The 15,272-nt window shown below is 33.9% G+C and carries 11 protein-coding genes and 1 pseudogene; 2 read left to right on the forward strand and 10 right to left on the reverse strand.

Going from position 1 to position 15,272, the window contains the following annotated elements:
- Positions 1-245 (forward strand): annotated as a pseudogene (locus tag ACSULM_RS10080) (hypothetical protein); the annotation flags it as partial.
- A 254-nt stretch (positions 246-499) separates the two neighbouring features.
- Here ACSULM_RS10080 and ACSULM_RS10085 read toward each other — a convergent pair.
- Together ACSULM_RS10085 and ACSULM_RS10090 are read right to left on the reverse strand one after the other, a co-directional pair.
- A complete protein-coding gene (locus tag ACSULM_RS10085) occupies positions 500-1,783 on the reverse strand; it encodes a hydroxymethylglutaryl-CoA reductase, degradative (protein ID WP_436862494.1) in 1,284 nt (427 codons plus the stop codon).
- The gene (locus ACSULM_RS10090; protein WP_436862495.1) at positions 1,783-2,937 is read right to left on the reverse strand and encodes a thiolase family protein; all 1,155 of its coding nucleotides are present in this window, start codon (positions 2,935-2,937) and stop codon (positions 1,783-1,785) included. The genes ACSULM_RS10085 and ACSULM_RS10090 overlap by 1 nt, the downstream gene beginning before the upstream one ends.
- Before the next feature lie 103 nt (positions 2,938-3,040).
- Between ACSULM_RS10090 and ACSULM_RS10095 the strand changes: the two genes are divergently transcribed.
- Positions 3,041-4,210: a hydroxymethylglutaryl-CoA synthase gene (locus tag ACSULM_RS10095; protein WP_436862496.1), complete on the forward strand. Its 1,170-nt coding sequence runs from the start codon at positions 3,041-3,043 to the stop codon at positions 4,208-4,210.
- 197 nt (positions 4,211-4,407) lie between these two features.
- On the opposite strand, the gene ACSULM_RS10100 is transcribed toward ACSULM_RS10095, so the two are convergent.
- The 8 genes from ACSULM_RS10100 to aryK all read right to left on the reverse strand — a co-directional run bounded on the left by ACSULM_RS10100 (position 4,408) and on the right by aryK (position 15,149).
- A complete protein-coding gene (locus ACSULM_RS10100) occupies positions 4,408-5,994 on the reverse strand; it encodes a BCCT family transporter (RefSeq protein WP_436862548.1) in 1,587 nt (528 codons plus the stop codon).
- Positions 5,995-6,134: 140 nt separating this feature from the next.
- On the reverse strand, positions 6,135-6,668 hold the full coding sequence (locus ACSULM_RS10105; RefSeq protein WP_436862497.1) for a methylated-DNA--[protein]-cysteine S-methyltransferase: 534 nt from the start codon (positions 6,666-6,668) through the stop codon (positions 6,135-6,137).
- Positions 6,669-6,846: 178 nt separating this feature from the next.
- On the reverse strand, positions 6,847-8,232 hold the full coding sequence (locus tag ACSULM_RS10110) for an MFS transporter (protein ID WP_436862499.1): 1,386 nt from the start codon (positions 8,230-8,232) through the stop codon (positions 6,847-6,849).
- Positions 8,233-8,434: 202 nt separating this feature from the next.
- Positions 8,435-9,133, reverse strand: coding sequence for an alpha/beta hydrolase (locus ACSULM_RS10115; RefSeq protein ID WP_436862500.1), 699 nt, complete (start codon positions 9,131-9,133; stop codon positions 8,435-8,437).
- Positions 9,134-9,182: 49 nt separating this feature from the next.
- Positions 9,183-9,647 carry a hypothetical protein gene (locus ACSULM_RS10120; RefSeq protein WP_436862501.1) on the reverse strand — a complete coding sequence of 155 codons (465 nt, stop codon included), beginning with the start codon at positions 9,645-9,647 and terminating at the stop codon, positions 9,183-9,185.
- Between the two features lie 222 nt (positions 9,648-9,869).
- Entirely contained in the window at positions 9,870-11,042 is a 1,173-nt protein-coding gene (locus ACSULM_RS10125) for a M20 family metallopeptidase (protein WP_436862503.1), read from the reverse strand.
- A 120-nt stretch (positions 11,043-11,162) separates the two neighbouring features.
- Positions 11,163-12,557, reverse strand: coding sequence for an MFS transporter (locus tag ACSULM_RS10130; protein ID WP_436862505.1), 1,395 nt, complete (start codon positions 12,555-12,557; stop codon positions 11,163-11,165).
- 312 nt (positions 12,558-12,869) lie between these two features.
- Positions 12,870-15,149 (reverse strand): transcriptional regulator AryK, encoded by a 2,280-nt coding sequence (aryK, locus tag ACSULM_RS10135; protein WP_436862506.1) that lies wholly within the window; start codon positions 15,147-15,149, stop codon positions 12,870-12,872.
- Positions 15,150-15,272: the final 123 nt, after the last annotated feature.

A 15,272-nucleotide genomic window follows, 5' to 3' on the forward strand; every position in this document is an offset into this window, starting at 1 on the left:
ATAATTATAGAGATATTTGTGCTTTTTTGTATTCAAACATAAAAATAACGATTGATGATTTTACTCACCAACCGTTAAAAGTGTACAGCCAAAATCATTTATTACGTAAAGTCGATGCGATATTTGATTTGAACTTTGTATATGAACTTATCGAAGACGAATACGGTATTAATAATGGTAGACCATTAATAGACCCTGTTATTTTAGTAAAGATATTATTTACACAAAGATTATTTGGGTATTAAATCAATGAGATAAACGATTTAAGAAATAGAAACAAATGTAGCAGAAGGAGATTGTTCCTTCTTCTTTTTATTTGAGTTTAGTTGATTGTTTGTCATCATTCAAAGTCTAACTATATATTATATTTTGAAACAACTTAAAATCGGCTCATAAATTGACTAAAGTAAATCTTTTCACATCATAAAAAGACACCTCATTGTACTTGTTGAGGTGTCTTTTCGTAACAATACTATTTGATCGTACATTACGATACTTATTATGGTTTTTGTGCTCGGACCGCTTCCAATAATTGTTGTGCTACAGCTGTATTCGCACGTGGTTGCGTTTTTAACATATCTGCAACTTTAGCAATTTCTTCACCTTGTGCACCAACAACAATAGCTAGTGATTTATATTGTAAGCTCATGTGTCCTTGTTGGATACCTTCTGATACCAATGCACGACAAGCCGCAAAGTTCTGAGCTAAGCCAACTGCAGCTACAACATGACCAAGTTCTTGAGCGGTATCAACGTTCATAAGATCTAATGATGCTTTCGCAATAGGCAGTACTTTTGTGCCTCCGCCGACCGTTGCTAAGGTCATTGGCACTTCAATAGTCCCCACCAATGTTTGTCTTGCTTCATCGTATTTCCATGTTGCTAATCCACGGTATTGGCCATCCTTACTTGCATATGCATGAGCTGTTGCTTCTGCACCACGTGTATCATTACCAGTTGCAAGGACAACAGCATGAATACCATTCATCACACCTTTATTATGTGTAGCAGCTCGATGAATATCCACTTGCGCTAATACGGATGCGCGTTCCATACGTTTGGCTACAGTTTCGCCATCACGTCCACCTTTAGACAGTGCATCAACAGAGATTTCTCCTTGTACTTTAACAACTGACGCAGTCGCATGGTTAGATAAGATGCTCATTAATATATCTACATCAGCCAATTCATTTTTCAAATATGCAGTAATTCCTTCTAGAATTGTATTTAACATATTTGCGCCCATAGCATCTTTCGTATCCACATATACTTTAAGTGATAGTAGACCTTCAGTTGCAAATGTGTCGATTTCTATTTTACGATAACCGCCGCCTCTTTCAATAATTGACGGATAAACTTCATCAGCGATTTGTTTGATTTTAGGCTCAAGTTGTTGAATATGTTGTGCCAATGAATCTGTATCATGTACACCATCAAATACAATTTGGCCAATCATGAGTCGCTCACTTGAAATCACTTTGAAACCACCTGTTTGATTAACTAACTTTGCACCATAGCTTGCTGCTGCAACTACAGATGGCTCTTCCACCATCATAGGAACAACGTACGATTTACCATCAACTTTAATCTCAGGCAATAATCCAACTGGTAATGCGCCTTGGCCAATGACATTTTCAATTAAACTATTCGCAATTTCTTCGGGAATAAGGGGATTGTTTAATAACGTATCTCTGTTTTCTTCGTTTATCCAACCTTTTTCAACAAGTTGAGCCAATTTTTCTTCTCTAGATAAATGACGAAATGTTTTATCTAACGCTTCCATTATTTGCCTCCTTTTTCAATTTCAATCGCAATGCCTAGACCGCCACCAATACATGCTGTAGCAATACCTGTTTGTTTATCTTCCTGTGCTAACAGATTCACGAGCGTCGTAACTAAACGTGTACCACTGGCACCAATCGGATGTCCTAATGCAATTGCACCACCATAAAGATTTAGCTTATCTTCTGAAATACCCAAATTATCTCTAACTGGAATACTTTGTGCTGCAAAAGCTTCTGTCATCTCAATAACATCAAAGTCTTCAATCACTTTATTAGATTTTTCCAATAATTGTGTAACTGCGTGATATGGTGCATAACCCATAAATTCTGGATCACAACCAATTTCAGCATGATTACCTACAATAGCTAACACTTCATAGCCATTTTCTAGAGCATATGCTTCATCCATCAAAATTACCGTAGAAGCACCATCATTTATACTTGAAGCATTACCACCAGTTACAGTTCCGTTTTCTTTGAAAATAGTTTTTAGTGTTCCTAGTTTTTCAACACTACTATTACCGCGAATGCCTTCGTCTGTTGTCATCCACTCACCATTTATATCTTTTAGAGGTACGATTTCATTTTTAAATTTTCCGTCAGTCGTAGCTTGATGTGCTTTTTGTTGTGATGCATTAGCAAAATCATCTTGTTGTTCACGTGTTACACCATATTTTTCAGCAATCTTCTCGGCTGTGATACCCATTGGCACATTCATAAAGGCATCTGTAAGTCCATCATGCATAAAGCTTTCAACAGGTGCTTCATCTTCATTTAAAATTAATTGCGGCGCATTCGTCATGCTTTCCACACCACCTACGGCAACCACTTTGGCTTCTCCTAGTTGAATTAATTGTTTACCTAAAATGATAGACTTTAAGCCCGATCCACAAACTTCATTGATTGTCATTGCAGGTGTTGTATCGGGTACGCCTGCTTTGATACCTATTTGGCGTGCTGGGTTCTGACCATTACCACTTTGAAGCACGTTACCATATATAACTTGTTCAACATGTTTCGGGTCTAATTGTATAGCATTTAATGCTGCTTCTAATGTTGTTTTACCAAGTTCTACTGCAGTATACTTGCTTAATTTCCCTTTGAATTTCCCTATTGGTGTACGTTTTGCACTTACGATTGCTACTCTATTCATAATTATTCTCCTTTATGACTATTTTCAAATCATTGTATTTTATCGTTGTGATTTGGTATGATACAATTGCTTATTTATATACAGAAAGGTGTCGATACACTTTATGACTATTGGTATTGATCAAATTAATTTTTATGTTCCAAGATTTTATGTAGATATGGCTAAACTTGCAGAAGCACGTCAAGTTGATCCTAATAAATATTTATTAGGTATTGGCCAAACTGAAATGGCAGTGAGCCCTACAAGCCAAGATATTGTTTCAATGGGTGCAAACGCTGCTAAAGATATCGTTACAGATGACGATAAAAAACAAATCAGCATGGTCATCGTAGCAACTGAATCAGCAATCGATTCAGCGAAAGCATCAGCAGTTCAAATACACAACCTACTTGGAATTCAACCATTTGCGCGTTGTATTGAAATGAAAGAAGCTTGTTATGCTGCTACACCTGCAATTCAATTAGCTAAAGATTATTTAGCACAACGTCCAAATGAAAAGGTACTTGTAATTGCAAGTGATACTGCACGTTATGGCTTACAATCTGGTGGCGAACCAACACAAGGCGCTGGTGCTGTTGCTATGATGATATCACATAATCCTCGCATCCTTGAATTAAATGATGATGCTGTTGCATTTACAGAAGACGTTTATGATTTCTGGCGTCCAAGTGGACAACCATATCCACTCGTTGACGGTGCATTATCTAAAGATGCATATATCCATTCTTTCCAAGAAAGTTGGCAAGAGTATGCACGTCGTCATAATAAATTATTAGCTGACTTTAGTTCATTATGCTTCCATGTGCCATTTACAAAAATGGGTAAAAAAGCACTTGATTCTATTTTAACAGATGATATCGATGAAGAAACTAAATCACGTTTAACTACAGGCTATGATGCAGCAACGTACTACAATCGTTATGTAGGTAATATTTATACAGGCTCTTTATACTTGAGTTTAATCTCATTACTTGAGACACACGATTTAGCTGCTAACGATACTATCGGCCTATTTAGTTACGGCTCTGGCTCTGTTGGTGAATTCTTCAGTGGTAAAGTTGTCGAAGGGTATCAAGATGCACTTGATATTCAAGCACATAAAGACCTATTAAATAACCGTGAAGAAATTTCTGTTGAAACTTACGAAGCTTTCTTCAACCGTTTTGACAATTTAGAATTCGACCCTGAAACAGAGTTGCAAAATGAACAAAACTCAATTTTCTATCTTGAAAGTATCAATGATCATATCCGTAATTATAATACCTTAAATTAGGTATTAAAGCACTTATTCTTATCACGTTATAATTGCTTAATTTAAATTGTCTTATTTATGTTATTCATTTGAATCTTATACATTTTATCGTTGGTTTACTAAGTGCTATTCAATTATAATTATTAAATTAGAAAAGACCTCCCTTCAAAAAGTACATAAGTACTTTTAAGAAGGGAGGTCTTTTATGCTATCTCACTTTATAATCTATTACGATTTTCTTCTTCAATCATTTTAGTATAAGACGCACTTCGTTCTTCATTAATTTTCAAAGTCAATCCTAATGCTTTACGTTCATTATTCGCATCTTTATACAATGACACCATCATCAGTATAACGACAAAACTAAACGGCAATGCGGATATAATTGCTGCAGATTGCAAAGCACTTAATCCCGTGTCGCCACCTGCTAACAGTAATACATAAGCAATTGCGGCCAATGCTAATCCCCAAACAATCTTAATAAAACCTGATGGGTTCAATGTGCCATATGCCGTCTGCATTCCTAATACATATGTTGCAGAATCTGCCGATGTAATAAAGAATGATGCAATCAGTGCAAGTGCAATAATAGATAATATAAATCCAAACGGTAATTCATTAAAAATACCAAACAGTTGTGTTTCAGGTGGCATTTTTAAAATACTTGCATGGCTTTGTCCAACTGTAATACCTGTCGCACCAAAAGCACTAAACCAAATAATGCTGATTACTACTGGTACACCAAGGACTGCAATGACAAACTCTCTAATACTACGTCCTTTAGAAATTCTTGCAATGAAGGTTCCAACGAATGGGCTCCAGCTCATCCACCAACCCCAATAATAAATCGTCCATGTTTGTAACCAATCGCTCTTTTGTTCATTTAAAGGCGCAACATCCAAACTATTAAATATAAGTGTGTTTAGATAGTCACCTGTGCCACTTGTCATCATATTGAGAATAAGTAACGTTGGACCAACAATAAATATTACAATTAATAATAAAGCGGCCAATATCATATTCAAATTACTTAAATACTGAATTCCTTTGCTTAAGCCACTCCATGCACTGTATAAAAACAGCGCAGTAACAACGGCAATAATAATACCTTGAACAAAATAATTACTTGGTACACCGAATAAATAGTGCAAGCCACCATTAATTTGTATAGCGCCTACACCAAGTGAAACAGCTACACCAATAACTGTTGCAAAAACAGCTAAAATATCTACTATATTACCAATCGGACCTTCTACTCTCTTCCCAAGAATAGGTCTCAATGTTCTTGAAATCAATCCATTTTCACCTTTACGGAACTGAGAATATGCCAATGCTAGCGCGACAATGCCATAAACTGCCCAAGGATGAAAACCATAATCAATAAAAGATGACTTAAAGGCTTCTGCCATCGCTTCTTTTGTTTCAGGATTTGCTGTTGGCGGTGCCATATAGTGTGAAATAGGTTCAGATGCACCATAAAACACCAAACCAATACCCATACCTGCACTGAAAAGCATCGCAAGCCATGACACTGTTCTAAATTCTGGTTTATCTTTAGGTTTCCCCAATTTTAATTTACCTATCGGGCTAAATAATAAGAAAATACAAAAGCCTAAAATCACTGTATACAGTAACATATAATACCAACCGAACGTCTGAGTAACCCAAGTTGATATCTTACCACCCACACTACCAAATTGTTGTGGGAATATTGCCCCAATAATTACTAGTATTGCTATAACTGCTGCTGAATATATAAAAACACTTGAAAATCCCTGTTTTTCCCGTTCCAGAAGACTCCCCATCCCATTTTTTATTTTAAAGATGGTTTTCACGATATCATACTGAGTTAATTATTCAACTCTATCTAGAAAACTTTACAATTAATAAATATTATTATATGTAGCTTTCTATTTTATATAACATAATACAACTGACGGGCAATTTATGGCTTCGTGCTATGCTTTGGTCGATAAAATGACTCCATATCTAATTGTTCTATTTTTAAAAGCTCTATTTTTGCATCTATTCCACCACCGTAGCCTGTTAAGCTACCATCTTTCCCTACAACTCTGTGACATGGAATAATAATTGATATCGGGTTACTACCTACAGCGCCTCCAACTGCTTGTGAAGACATTTTGGACTTACCGCGTAAAGCACCCACTTTTTCTGCTAAATAACCGTATGTCACGGTTTCTCCATGTGGTATTTCTAAGAGGAGTTGCCAAACTTGTTCGCGAAATGTTGTCCCCTTTGCGCTTAAAGGAAAATCTATCTCAGGGTTATTTCCTGAGAAATATTCGTCTAGCCAACGCTTGGCCTTTTCAAAAATTGGTAAATCTGCTTCTGTTAATCCTAATTTATATCGTGATTCAAAATCTTTATGGGTTGGAAGCCATAATCCTGTAATATTTTGACCGTCTGAAATCAAAGTGATTTGTCCTAAGGGTGATTGGTATACACTTTTATAATCCATCGTTTGCCTCATTTCTGTTCTTAATGATTTGTACATATCATATGCCTTTACTATATTCCTGTAAACCCGTAAACGCTTATTATGCCATCAATCTACCATCTCTGAATGTTATTCATTACTCATCTTATAGAAAATAGAAAAATCACTGCTCCAAATTCAACAGTGATTTAGTAAATGATTAGCGGTTAAGTTTTGTTTTGGGTATGATAATCGCACTGGCAAGCACACCACACATAACAAGTATTGCACCAACTATAAACCCAATACTTGCAGCATTACCGATACTGTGACCACTTTGAGCCACACCAGTAAATATAGAAGTCATAATTGCAATACCAAACGCACCACCAAGTGTCGAGCCCATTTTAAAAATGCCTGATGCTACTCCTACTTTTTCTGGTGGCGTGGTAGAAACAGCAGTACTTAATGCAGGTGTTGCGAATAAACCTGTGCCTGCCCCGAAAAATAAAGCGCCTATCAAGGCAATCACAATGTAACTAGTCAAATTAAAAAACGTTAGACTAAATAACAACACACCAGTCGCTGTTAATATCGGTCCAATGACCATTGCACGTTTTGCACCAAAACGTTTAATACTCTTTTCTCCCAATCGAATAACAAGTAATAAGGCAACTAAATAAGGTAAAGTTAGTAACCCCGCTTGAAATGCAGTCATATTCAAGCCACTTTGTGCATACATATTAAATAAGGCAATGACACCTACACCTGTGTTTAAGAGAAAATTAGCCAATACAGCACCAATATAAGGTTTGTTTTTAAACAATGCTAAGTCTATAAAAGGTGTCGTTCTAGATTTTTCTACATTGTAAAATACAACAATACATATGATAAAGATAGCACTTAAGATAAGTGTAATTTCATTCGTCCATCCCATTTTATAACCTTGTGTAATCACAAAACTTATACTACCAATCATCACCACGAAAATTGTCAGTCCCACATAATCAAAGCGCTTAGTTTGTGCTGTATCATATTTACTTTCTGGCAAGTGTTTCAACAGTAATAGTGCGACAAGCGAAAGTATAATAGATAGGACAAAAATAGATTGCCATGCAATAAAAGTTGCCATAGCACCTGCAAAAAATGAAGATAATCCTGTCCCACCAAACGCACCAATCGACCAATAGCTTAATGCCCTTTGACGTTGATCACCTTCAAAAAAATCATTCAAAATCGAAATTGTTGCCGGCATGATAATCGCTGCCGAAAATCCCTGTATCACCCTACCTAAGAGTAATAAAGTTACGTTCCCAGAGATAATTAGCATTAGCGATCCAATAATGCTTAACAATAAAGCGATACGCGTCATCTTAACCTTCCCAAATCTATCAGAGATATTTCCTGCTACCACCATAAATACGCCTGTTACAAATGATGTTAAACTAACAGAAATATTCACAATATCCGGTGTAGTTTTAAAGAACCCTTGTATTTGTGGGCCTATATTTAAAAAGGATTGCGCAAAGAGCCAATACGTTAAGATAGAAAAAACAATACCAACAAGCAACTGATTTCCAGATATATTGTTTTTGTGTTCTGACATAAAAACATCCCCTATGTTTAAGTTGAAATAGATAATTTTGCATAATATTCAAAAGTGTAGTGATTTCACACTTCTTTCGATATATTTACACTTTTAATTTTATCACTTTTCAAACTTAAAAGCGGGGATTTAAGTGTTATTTTTAGAATTTTCAGATAATGGCATTTCATTATTTTCTCTTTATAAAAGTACTTCAAAAATTCTAAAACATTTTCTTAACTGCTTTTTTGAAGTATTTTTGGAAAAATGGTTTCCGATGTAACCCTTTTTTGTTTGTTACAAAATAAAAACGACTTTGCTCAGATACTAGTAGTTCATTTATGATGTCAACACCATATTCTGTACACGGCAACATATATTGATTAAGATGCTTACTTTGTTGTCCTTCAAGTTCTCCTACATACCAATAAATTTGTTTTGTTTCATGTATTGGTAATTGTGCTTTCATAAAATCAGTAAATTCTGGATACCAAACAGATGGTGAAATCAATATATATTTACCGAAGGCATCTGGGCGGTAAAACAAAGCATATAGTGAAACAAGCCCTCCAAATGAAGCACCACCAATACCGATATCATCAATATTATTTGAAACACTAAAGCATTTTCTTAAATATGGTATAAGTGCATCTGCCACCCAATTTAAATAGTGATCCGCTTCTCCACCATATTCAATACCGTCAATTTCAGCTTTCCAAGGAATGTAATCGCGCTTTCTATCATTTGGCACAATGCCTACGAATATAACATCTTCCTCAATATTTCCGTATAAATAGTCACCATCTTGTACAATAATGAGCGGATAAGACTTCCCTTCCGTCTTATAATAACTTTTTGGTAATTTAACGTTTATCTCTTGTTGTTGGAAGGTTAAAGTCAATGTTCTTATCTTCACATTCATCACCACATTTCATTACGTTTCTATAATATAATCTTTTGTTGCTACCTATTTATAAAAAATTATATAATTTAATATCATTGTCTTTCGCATATTCTAAAGCTAATATTTCCAACGTATTAATCATTGCAGGGTTTCCTTTAACTTTTATATATTGGAACTTTAAGCCATAGTCTTCTGCCTTAATATTTTTCAATTCTGATTCATCTAAATTATTTTGAGAAACAAATCCTCTTCTAAATTTTGCAGTACCTGCATCAGATTTTAAATTGAATTGTGCTAATTTGTCGCTTAAATCTTTTTGTGTCAATTTATAGCCAGTCATAAAGCCACCAGCTTGTCCAACAAATATAGGTTTCTTATTATTGAAAATTACAAAAATCCCTTTTTGCTCTTGCACTTTGTTTCTACTTTCTTTGTCGAAATTTAGCGCATTAGATTTATCATATTTAAAAAGTTTTTTTAATGGTTTTTTATAATCATCTAGTAATTCTGCTATCTTTTTGTCGCCATTCATTATTAATCATCCTTTTTATCATTTTAGTGTTATTCTATATATACACTATATCGTACTTTTGTAAACTTACATCGAAACCTATACCTTTCAATAAAAGTATAGCGTTTAAAATACTATTAAACATAAGCAGTGGCCATGAGAATACAAAAAACTGTCAACAAAGTCAGAAACTTTATCGACAGTTTTCATGGATTCACATCCAGTTACTTTCAGTTACTTTAGTTATTTCAAATAATTTAATACCGTTAGACCTACTGCCTCTGCAGAAACTCGTAACGCTTTTTCACTAATTATAAATTTAGGATGGTGATGCGGATAAATTTTGCCATCCTCTGGTGCTGCACCAGCATAAATAAATGTACTTGGTAATGCTTTCGCATAGTATGCAAAGTCTTCAGATGGTGGTTGAGGTTCACATCTCTCAATACTTTGTATCGCGTCTGTATCGGCATTTTCAAGCGTATCTATAACAAAACGAGTGAACTCTGGATCATTGTATAAAGCAGGGTAGTCATCGTGGTAGTCTAACTCGCATGTAACACCAAACATTGCTTCTAATCCATCCGCTAAACGATTTACCTCAGTCTTGATAGTATGTTTAGTTTCATCCGTCAATGCACGCACGTCACCCTCTATCTCAATACTATCTTTAATAACATTGAATTGCCCTTTACCATCAAACGAACCAATCGTCACAACGCCAGTTTCAAACGGGTTTAATCTTCTTGAAACAATAGTTTGAACTGCATTTACAAAATAAGCACCCGCTACAATACTATCATTAGCAGTGTGTGGCGATGAACCATGACCACCTTGCCCATTAATTTTCAATTTAAAAAAGTCTCTTCCGGTTTGAACATTACCTTCACGATAGTATATATTACCAGCGGGCATATGACTCATTACATGAACACCCAATACATGATCTACGTCATCAAGCACACCATCTTTAATCATTGCTTGTGCGCCACCAGGTGGTACTTCTTCAGCTGGTTGATGAATGACAACAACTTTACCATTGAATTCTGATTTTAGTTCAATCAATGTTTCTGCAAGTATCAGCATATATGCTGTATGCGCATCATGACCACATGCATGCATCACACCCTCGTTCTGAGATGCAAAGTCTAAGCCTGTGTCTTCCTGTATAGGTAACGCATCAAAATCGGCACGAATCGCAAGTGTTTTCCCTGGTTTACCACTATCAATTGTGACTTTTAAACCATTTGGCCCAATATTTGTTTCAACTTTACAGTCTTTATCTTTATAAAATGCTTCTATATATTTTGGTGTTTCTTCCTCATGAAAAGATAATTCTGGATGTTGATGTAAGTATCTACGTATTTCTATCATGCGTGCTTCTTTATCTTTCAAAGCGTTAATTAATTTTTCCATGCTAATTCCCCCTACGAAATATATTAAATTAATTACATTATATACCTATTCAATTAAAAATATTTGTCACAACTCTCCTGACAATTAACTGTATATATTGTTTCATCTAAAAATGTTCATTTAGTTTTTCAGTTTTTTTACTGTTGGTACCATAATCATAATAATTATTAATGATAACAACGCCATAAATACATTTAACCATAAACCAACTAAGGCGCCGATTTGTACATTTGTCGCACTTGCTACAACTCCAAATAGTGCACCGGAAAGCGCAATACCAAATGCCCCACCAAGTGATGATGCCATTTTGTAAATTCCTGAGGCAACCCCGACTTTATCTTCGGGAGAGTTTGAAATAGCCATATCTGTTGAAGGTGTTGCATAGAACCCTAATCCTAGGCCATATAATAAATATCCAATGATACACACAACTACATATACCATGCTTGGTAAAAATGTTAATGAAATTAATATAATACCTAACATATTGAAAAATGTACCGAGTAACATTGGTTTTTTCGCTCCAACTTTTTGCAGCACTTTTTCACCGACACGGATCATTAATAACACTGTAATCAAATACGTAATTGACAATAGTCCTGTTTGGAATGCATTAAAACCTAACCCCTGTTGCACAAATGTATTTGCAACTAATAATGCACCAGCAACACCATTTAATAAGAAGTTAGACAATGTTGCACCTGTATATGCCTTATTATTAAATAATTTAAAATCAATTAGTGGGTTACCGATTTTATTTTCAACTTTTAAAAATATGATTGTCGCAATAATAAAGACCACAATGAGTCCTAATATAATCGGTGATGTAAACCCTAAAGCACCACTTTGCGTTATCACAATATTAATACTTAACATCATTATGACAAACAATATTAAACCAGTGTAGTCAAACCTTTGTTTCGTCGTATTCACTGATTTTGTTTCTGGTGTACCTTTTATTAAAAACATTGCAACTAATGCAATAATAATAGATAAAATAAAAATCCAGCGCCATCCAACAAATGTTGAAACCATACCACCGAATAAAGATGCTAGTCCAGAGCCTCCCCATGAACCAATCGACCAATAGCTAAGTGCACGTTGTCTTTCTTTACCTTCAAAATACGCTTTCATAATTGCCAAAGTTGATGGCATAATTGCCGCTGCTGACAAACCTTGAATAACTCTCCCAATAATTAATAAAATAGGTAAATTACTAACAATAATTAATAATGACCCTATAATACTCAGCCATAAACCAATATAAGTAATTTTCACTCTTCCTACTTTATCTGCTAAACTACCTGCTCCAACAACAAACATTCCTGAAAAGAGTGCAGTGATACTGACTGCTATACTGATCGTACCTATATTACTGTTAAATGATTGTTGTAACGTTGGCACTACATTTAATAACGATTGTGCAAACAACCAAAAAGTAACAACTCCGAGTACAATCCCTAAAATAAGTTTGTTGTCCCCTTTATACGTTTGTGAATTTCCCTGTTGTGTCATTGTTGCTTCCTCCTCTATAAATTTTAACTAATGACCATTAGGTAAGATAAGCTTCATTGTAAATGTGAATCCTACATTCCCAATAAGTTACAAATGCTATCCTCTCTAAGCTCAGTCTAGTACTTATCTATATTTGGCTATATGCTTTATTTGTGATTTTTATCACTTAATCATTATCTAATTCATTTAATTTTAAATGATGACAAAAAGAGAAGTGCTATTTTTGTTATTTTATTAAGTCAGTTTACAGTAATTAAAAAAACACTTATAAAGCTCTGCGCTCTATAAGTATTTTTCATTCTAATTTTTAAATTATCGATATTTTTTAAATTCAATGATTTGAACTGCATTTGTCTGCAATTTCAAATGATACGTGATAACATTTTGTACATTAACTTCACTGATTTCCATCTTCGGATAAGATATACGATTAACATAATCGATCGTTTCCTCATCCATTCCATGACGTGTATTGTAATGTTGCCATACTGTATACAATGCACCATTATTTTTATCTAAGGTTAGATGCTTAATTTTATACGTTCCTGATGCCATACATGTCACATTGAGTCGGTATTCTTTATGCGTTAAATACTGATTCTGATCATTTAAAACGAAGTAAGGATTATAGTGTTCTGCATCCCACATCACAATTTGGAAATGATCATAGGATCCTAATACAATGCAATTTTCATTTTGATAAAGCACATTTTTAAGTAGCCTTTTATAAAACAAACTTGTAAAAAATGCCGGCCTTTTTCCATCAAATTGATGATATAGTTCAATTCCAGTTAACTGGGTACTTGTATCATTCAATTGAAACTGTTGATGTAGCTCAAAATTCAACCAATAACCAATCATTTGAATCGAATCATTCAGCTCAATCAGTTGTTCAAAAATAATCCCCGCTCTAAAGTATTCTCCATTTGTAAGATGCGTATCGCCTGTTAATGTATTCCAATTGAGCAAAATGAACGGAATTTTATTTTGTTCTAACTTCAATGTTTCAATAATTTTATTAAATTGCACGTAAATATGTCGTTTTGCCATTTCATATTGCTGGCCTTCTATAGATTTGAAATCAATCATATCATTTTGATTAGCTGAAAAAGCAATGTTATCAATACGATAATAGTCATTATTCAATATGTTTTTCACTTCATGAATCGTTGATAAATGGTCAATATTCACATTTAATATGATTTTCAAATTATCAAAGTAATTATTAAACAAGTCTACTAATTTTTTAAATGTCACCTCATCTGTGCATTGAATATAAATAACACAATTGAACACTTCACTATCTGGTAATGCGTTAAATATATGCTCTAAAAAATAGCTCATTTCTTTATAATAATCGCTAAAATTAGTAGCGCTTCTTGGTGGCTTCAATTCTATACCTAATCCAATTTGATGCGTCATTAAAAAATTTATCGCTTCATCAATCTCCATATAAGGGTGTATGTTAGGAATAATTTCATCACTTTCAATTTTCGAACGTCTAATATGACCAATTTCAATTGGATCTTTAATTAATACGTGATTCACACCTAACAATTTTTTTACTTCTATCAATTGCTTCCTTACTCTTTGCGTTAATAATGATTCTATATAACCAATCTGAATCACATGCTGAAAATGAGAAATTGATTTCCGAGATTTTTCTAATGAAATATCTATTACTTTTTGCGCATCTGGCGACTGTACAATATCACCAATATTTTGATTTATAAAGAGTGACAAATAATATAGATATGTCTGATATGTTGCATTTTGTGCATTATCATCATGAGCAATTTTCTTTTGTTTACTTTGATACTTTATTCTAAACTCTGAAGGGGTCTCATTTGTCGATGCCTTAAAATGCTTTAATAATATATTTGAACTACTAAACCCATTTTTATATGCAATTGTTGTGATGCTTTCATTCGATTCTACTAGGTCATTTTTACAGTGTTCTAAACGAATATAGTTAATGTATTGATTGAATCCCATTTTCTTTTGTTGTTTAAATAGTTTAGATAAATATGTAGTACTTAAGCCTACTTTATCTGCCATTTCTGTTAGGTTAATATGCTCGGCGTAATGTCGCTCTATATAATCACAGACATAATCTAACCTTTGATCTGTCTTTAAAAGTATGGATGTTTCTTTATCAATTGTTGGTATATAACGCGTTAAAATGAACACTAAATCTATTAATTGTTGCTCTATGTACAGTTTATAAAATTCACCTTTTCTGATGAAAACTGTGCCTATTTTAGCAATTGCATTCACACACTGTTGATATATAACATCCTGCAATGTATCACGATTTAATATAAAGTCTCTATCTTGATAATCATACATATATTGACTTAAGTATGATTCAGTTAAACAAATCGAAATCGCTATGGCATCTTCATTTTCCAATATTTGATATTGTTCATTACGGTTTATGATAAATACATCACCTTTTTGGTAGTTCATCATAGTCGCTGATTTACTAACTTTTATCGAACCTTTCAAGATAAGTACAATACGCAGACCTTCACTGACAAAAAGTTTTCCATCAGTATTTAAATTAAATTCTACATCATATAATGTTTTCATATGACCCCCCTTTACAGAATCTAATTTAAATAAAAATTCACATCATTGCTATATTTTATTGAATATTGTTGAATTTTAGACAAATTCAATTACATATTTATACTAACAAGATAGTACTTACAG

It is taken from the genome of Staphylococcus caeli, from assembly GCF_051413795.1.
Classification (GTDB): Bacteria; Bacillota; Bacilli; order Staphylococcales; family Staphylococcaceae; genus Staphylococcus; species Staphylococcus caeli_A.

Excerpts from the sequence above, each read along its gene's own strand:
- ACSULM_RS10085 (WP_436862494.1), bottom strand. The coding sequence starts at position 1,783 with ATGGAAGCGTTAGATAAAACATTTCGTCATTTATCTAGAGAAGAAAAA.
- ACSULM_RS10090 (WP_436862495.1), bottom strand. The coding sequence starts at position 2,937 with ATGAATAGAGTAGCAATCGTAAGTGCAAAACGTACACCAATAGGGAAA.
- ACSULM_RS10095 (WP_436862496.1), top strand. The coding sequence starts at position 3,041 with ATGACTATTGGTATTGATCAAATTAATTTTTATGTTCCAAGATTTTAT.
- ACSULM_RS10100 (WP_436862548.1), bottom strand. The coding sequence starts at position 5,994 with ATGGGGAGTCTTCTGGAACGGGAAAAACAGGGATTTTCAAGTGTTTTT.
- ACSULM_RS10105 (WP_436862497.1), bottom strand. The coding sequence starts at position 6,668 with ATGGATTATAAAAGTGTATACCAATCACCCTTAGGACAAATCACTTTG.
- ACSULM_RS10110 (WP_436862499.1), bottom strand. The coding sequence starts at position 8,232 with ATGTCAGAACACAAAAACAATATATCTGGAAATCAGTTGCTTGTTGGT.
- ACSULM_RS10115 (WP_436862500.1), bottom strand. The coding sequence starts at position 9,133 with ATGAATGTGAAGATAAGAACATTGACTTTAACCTTCCAACAACAAGAG.
- ACSULM_RS10120 (WP_436862501.1), bottom strand. The coding sequence starts at position 9,647 with ATGAATGGCGACAAAAAGATAGCAGAATTACTAGATGATTATAAAAAA.
- ACSULM_RS10125 (WP_436862503.1), bottom strand. The coding sequence starts at position 11,042 with ATGGAAAAATTAATTAACGCTTTGAAAGATAAAGAAGCACGCATGATA.
- ACSULM_RS10130 (WP_436862505.1), bottom strand. The coding sequence starts at position 12,557 with ATGACACAACAGGGAAATTCACAAACGTATAAAGGGGACAACAAACTT.
- aryK (WP_436862506.1), bottom strand. The coding sequence starts at position 15,149 with ATGAAAACATTATATGATGTAGAATTTAATTTAAATACTGATGGAAAA.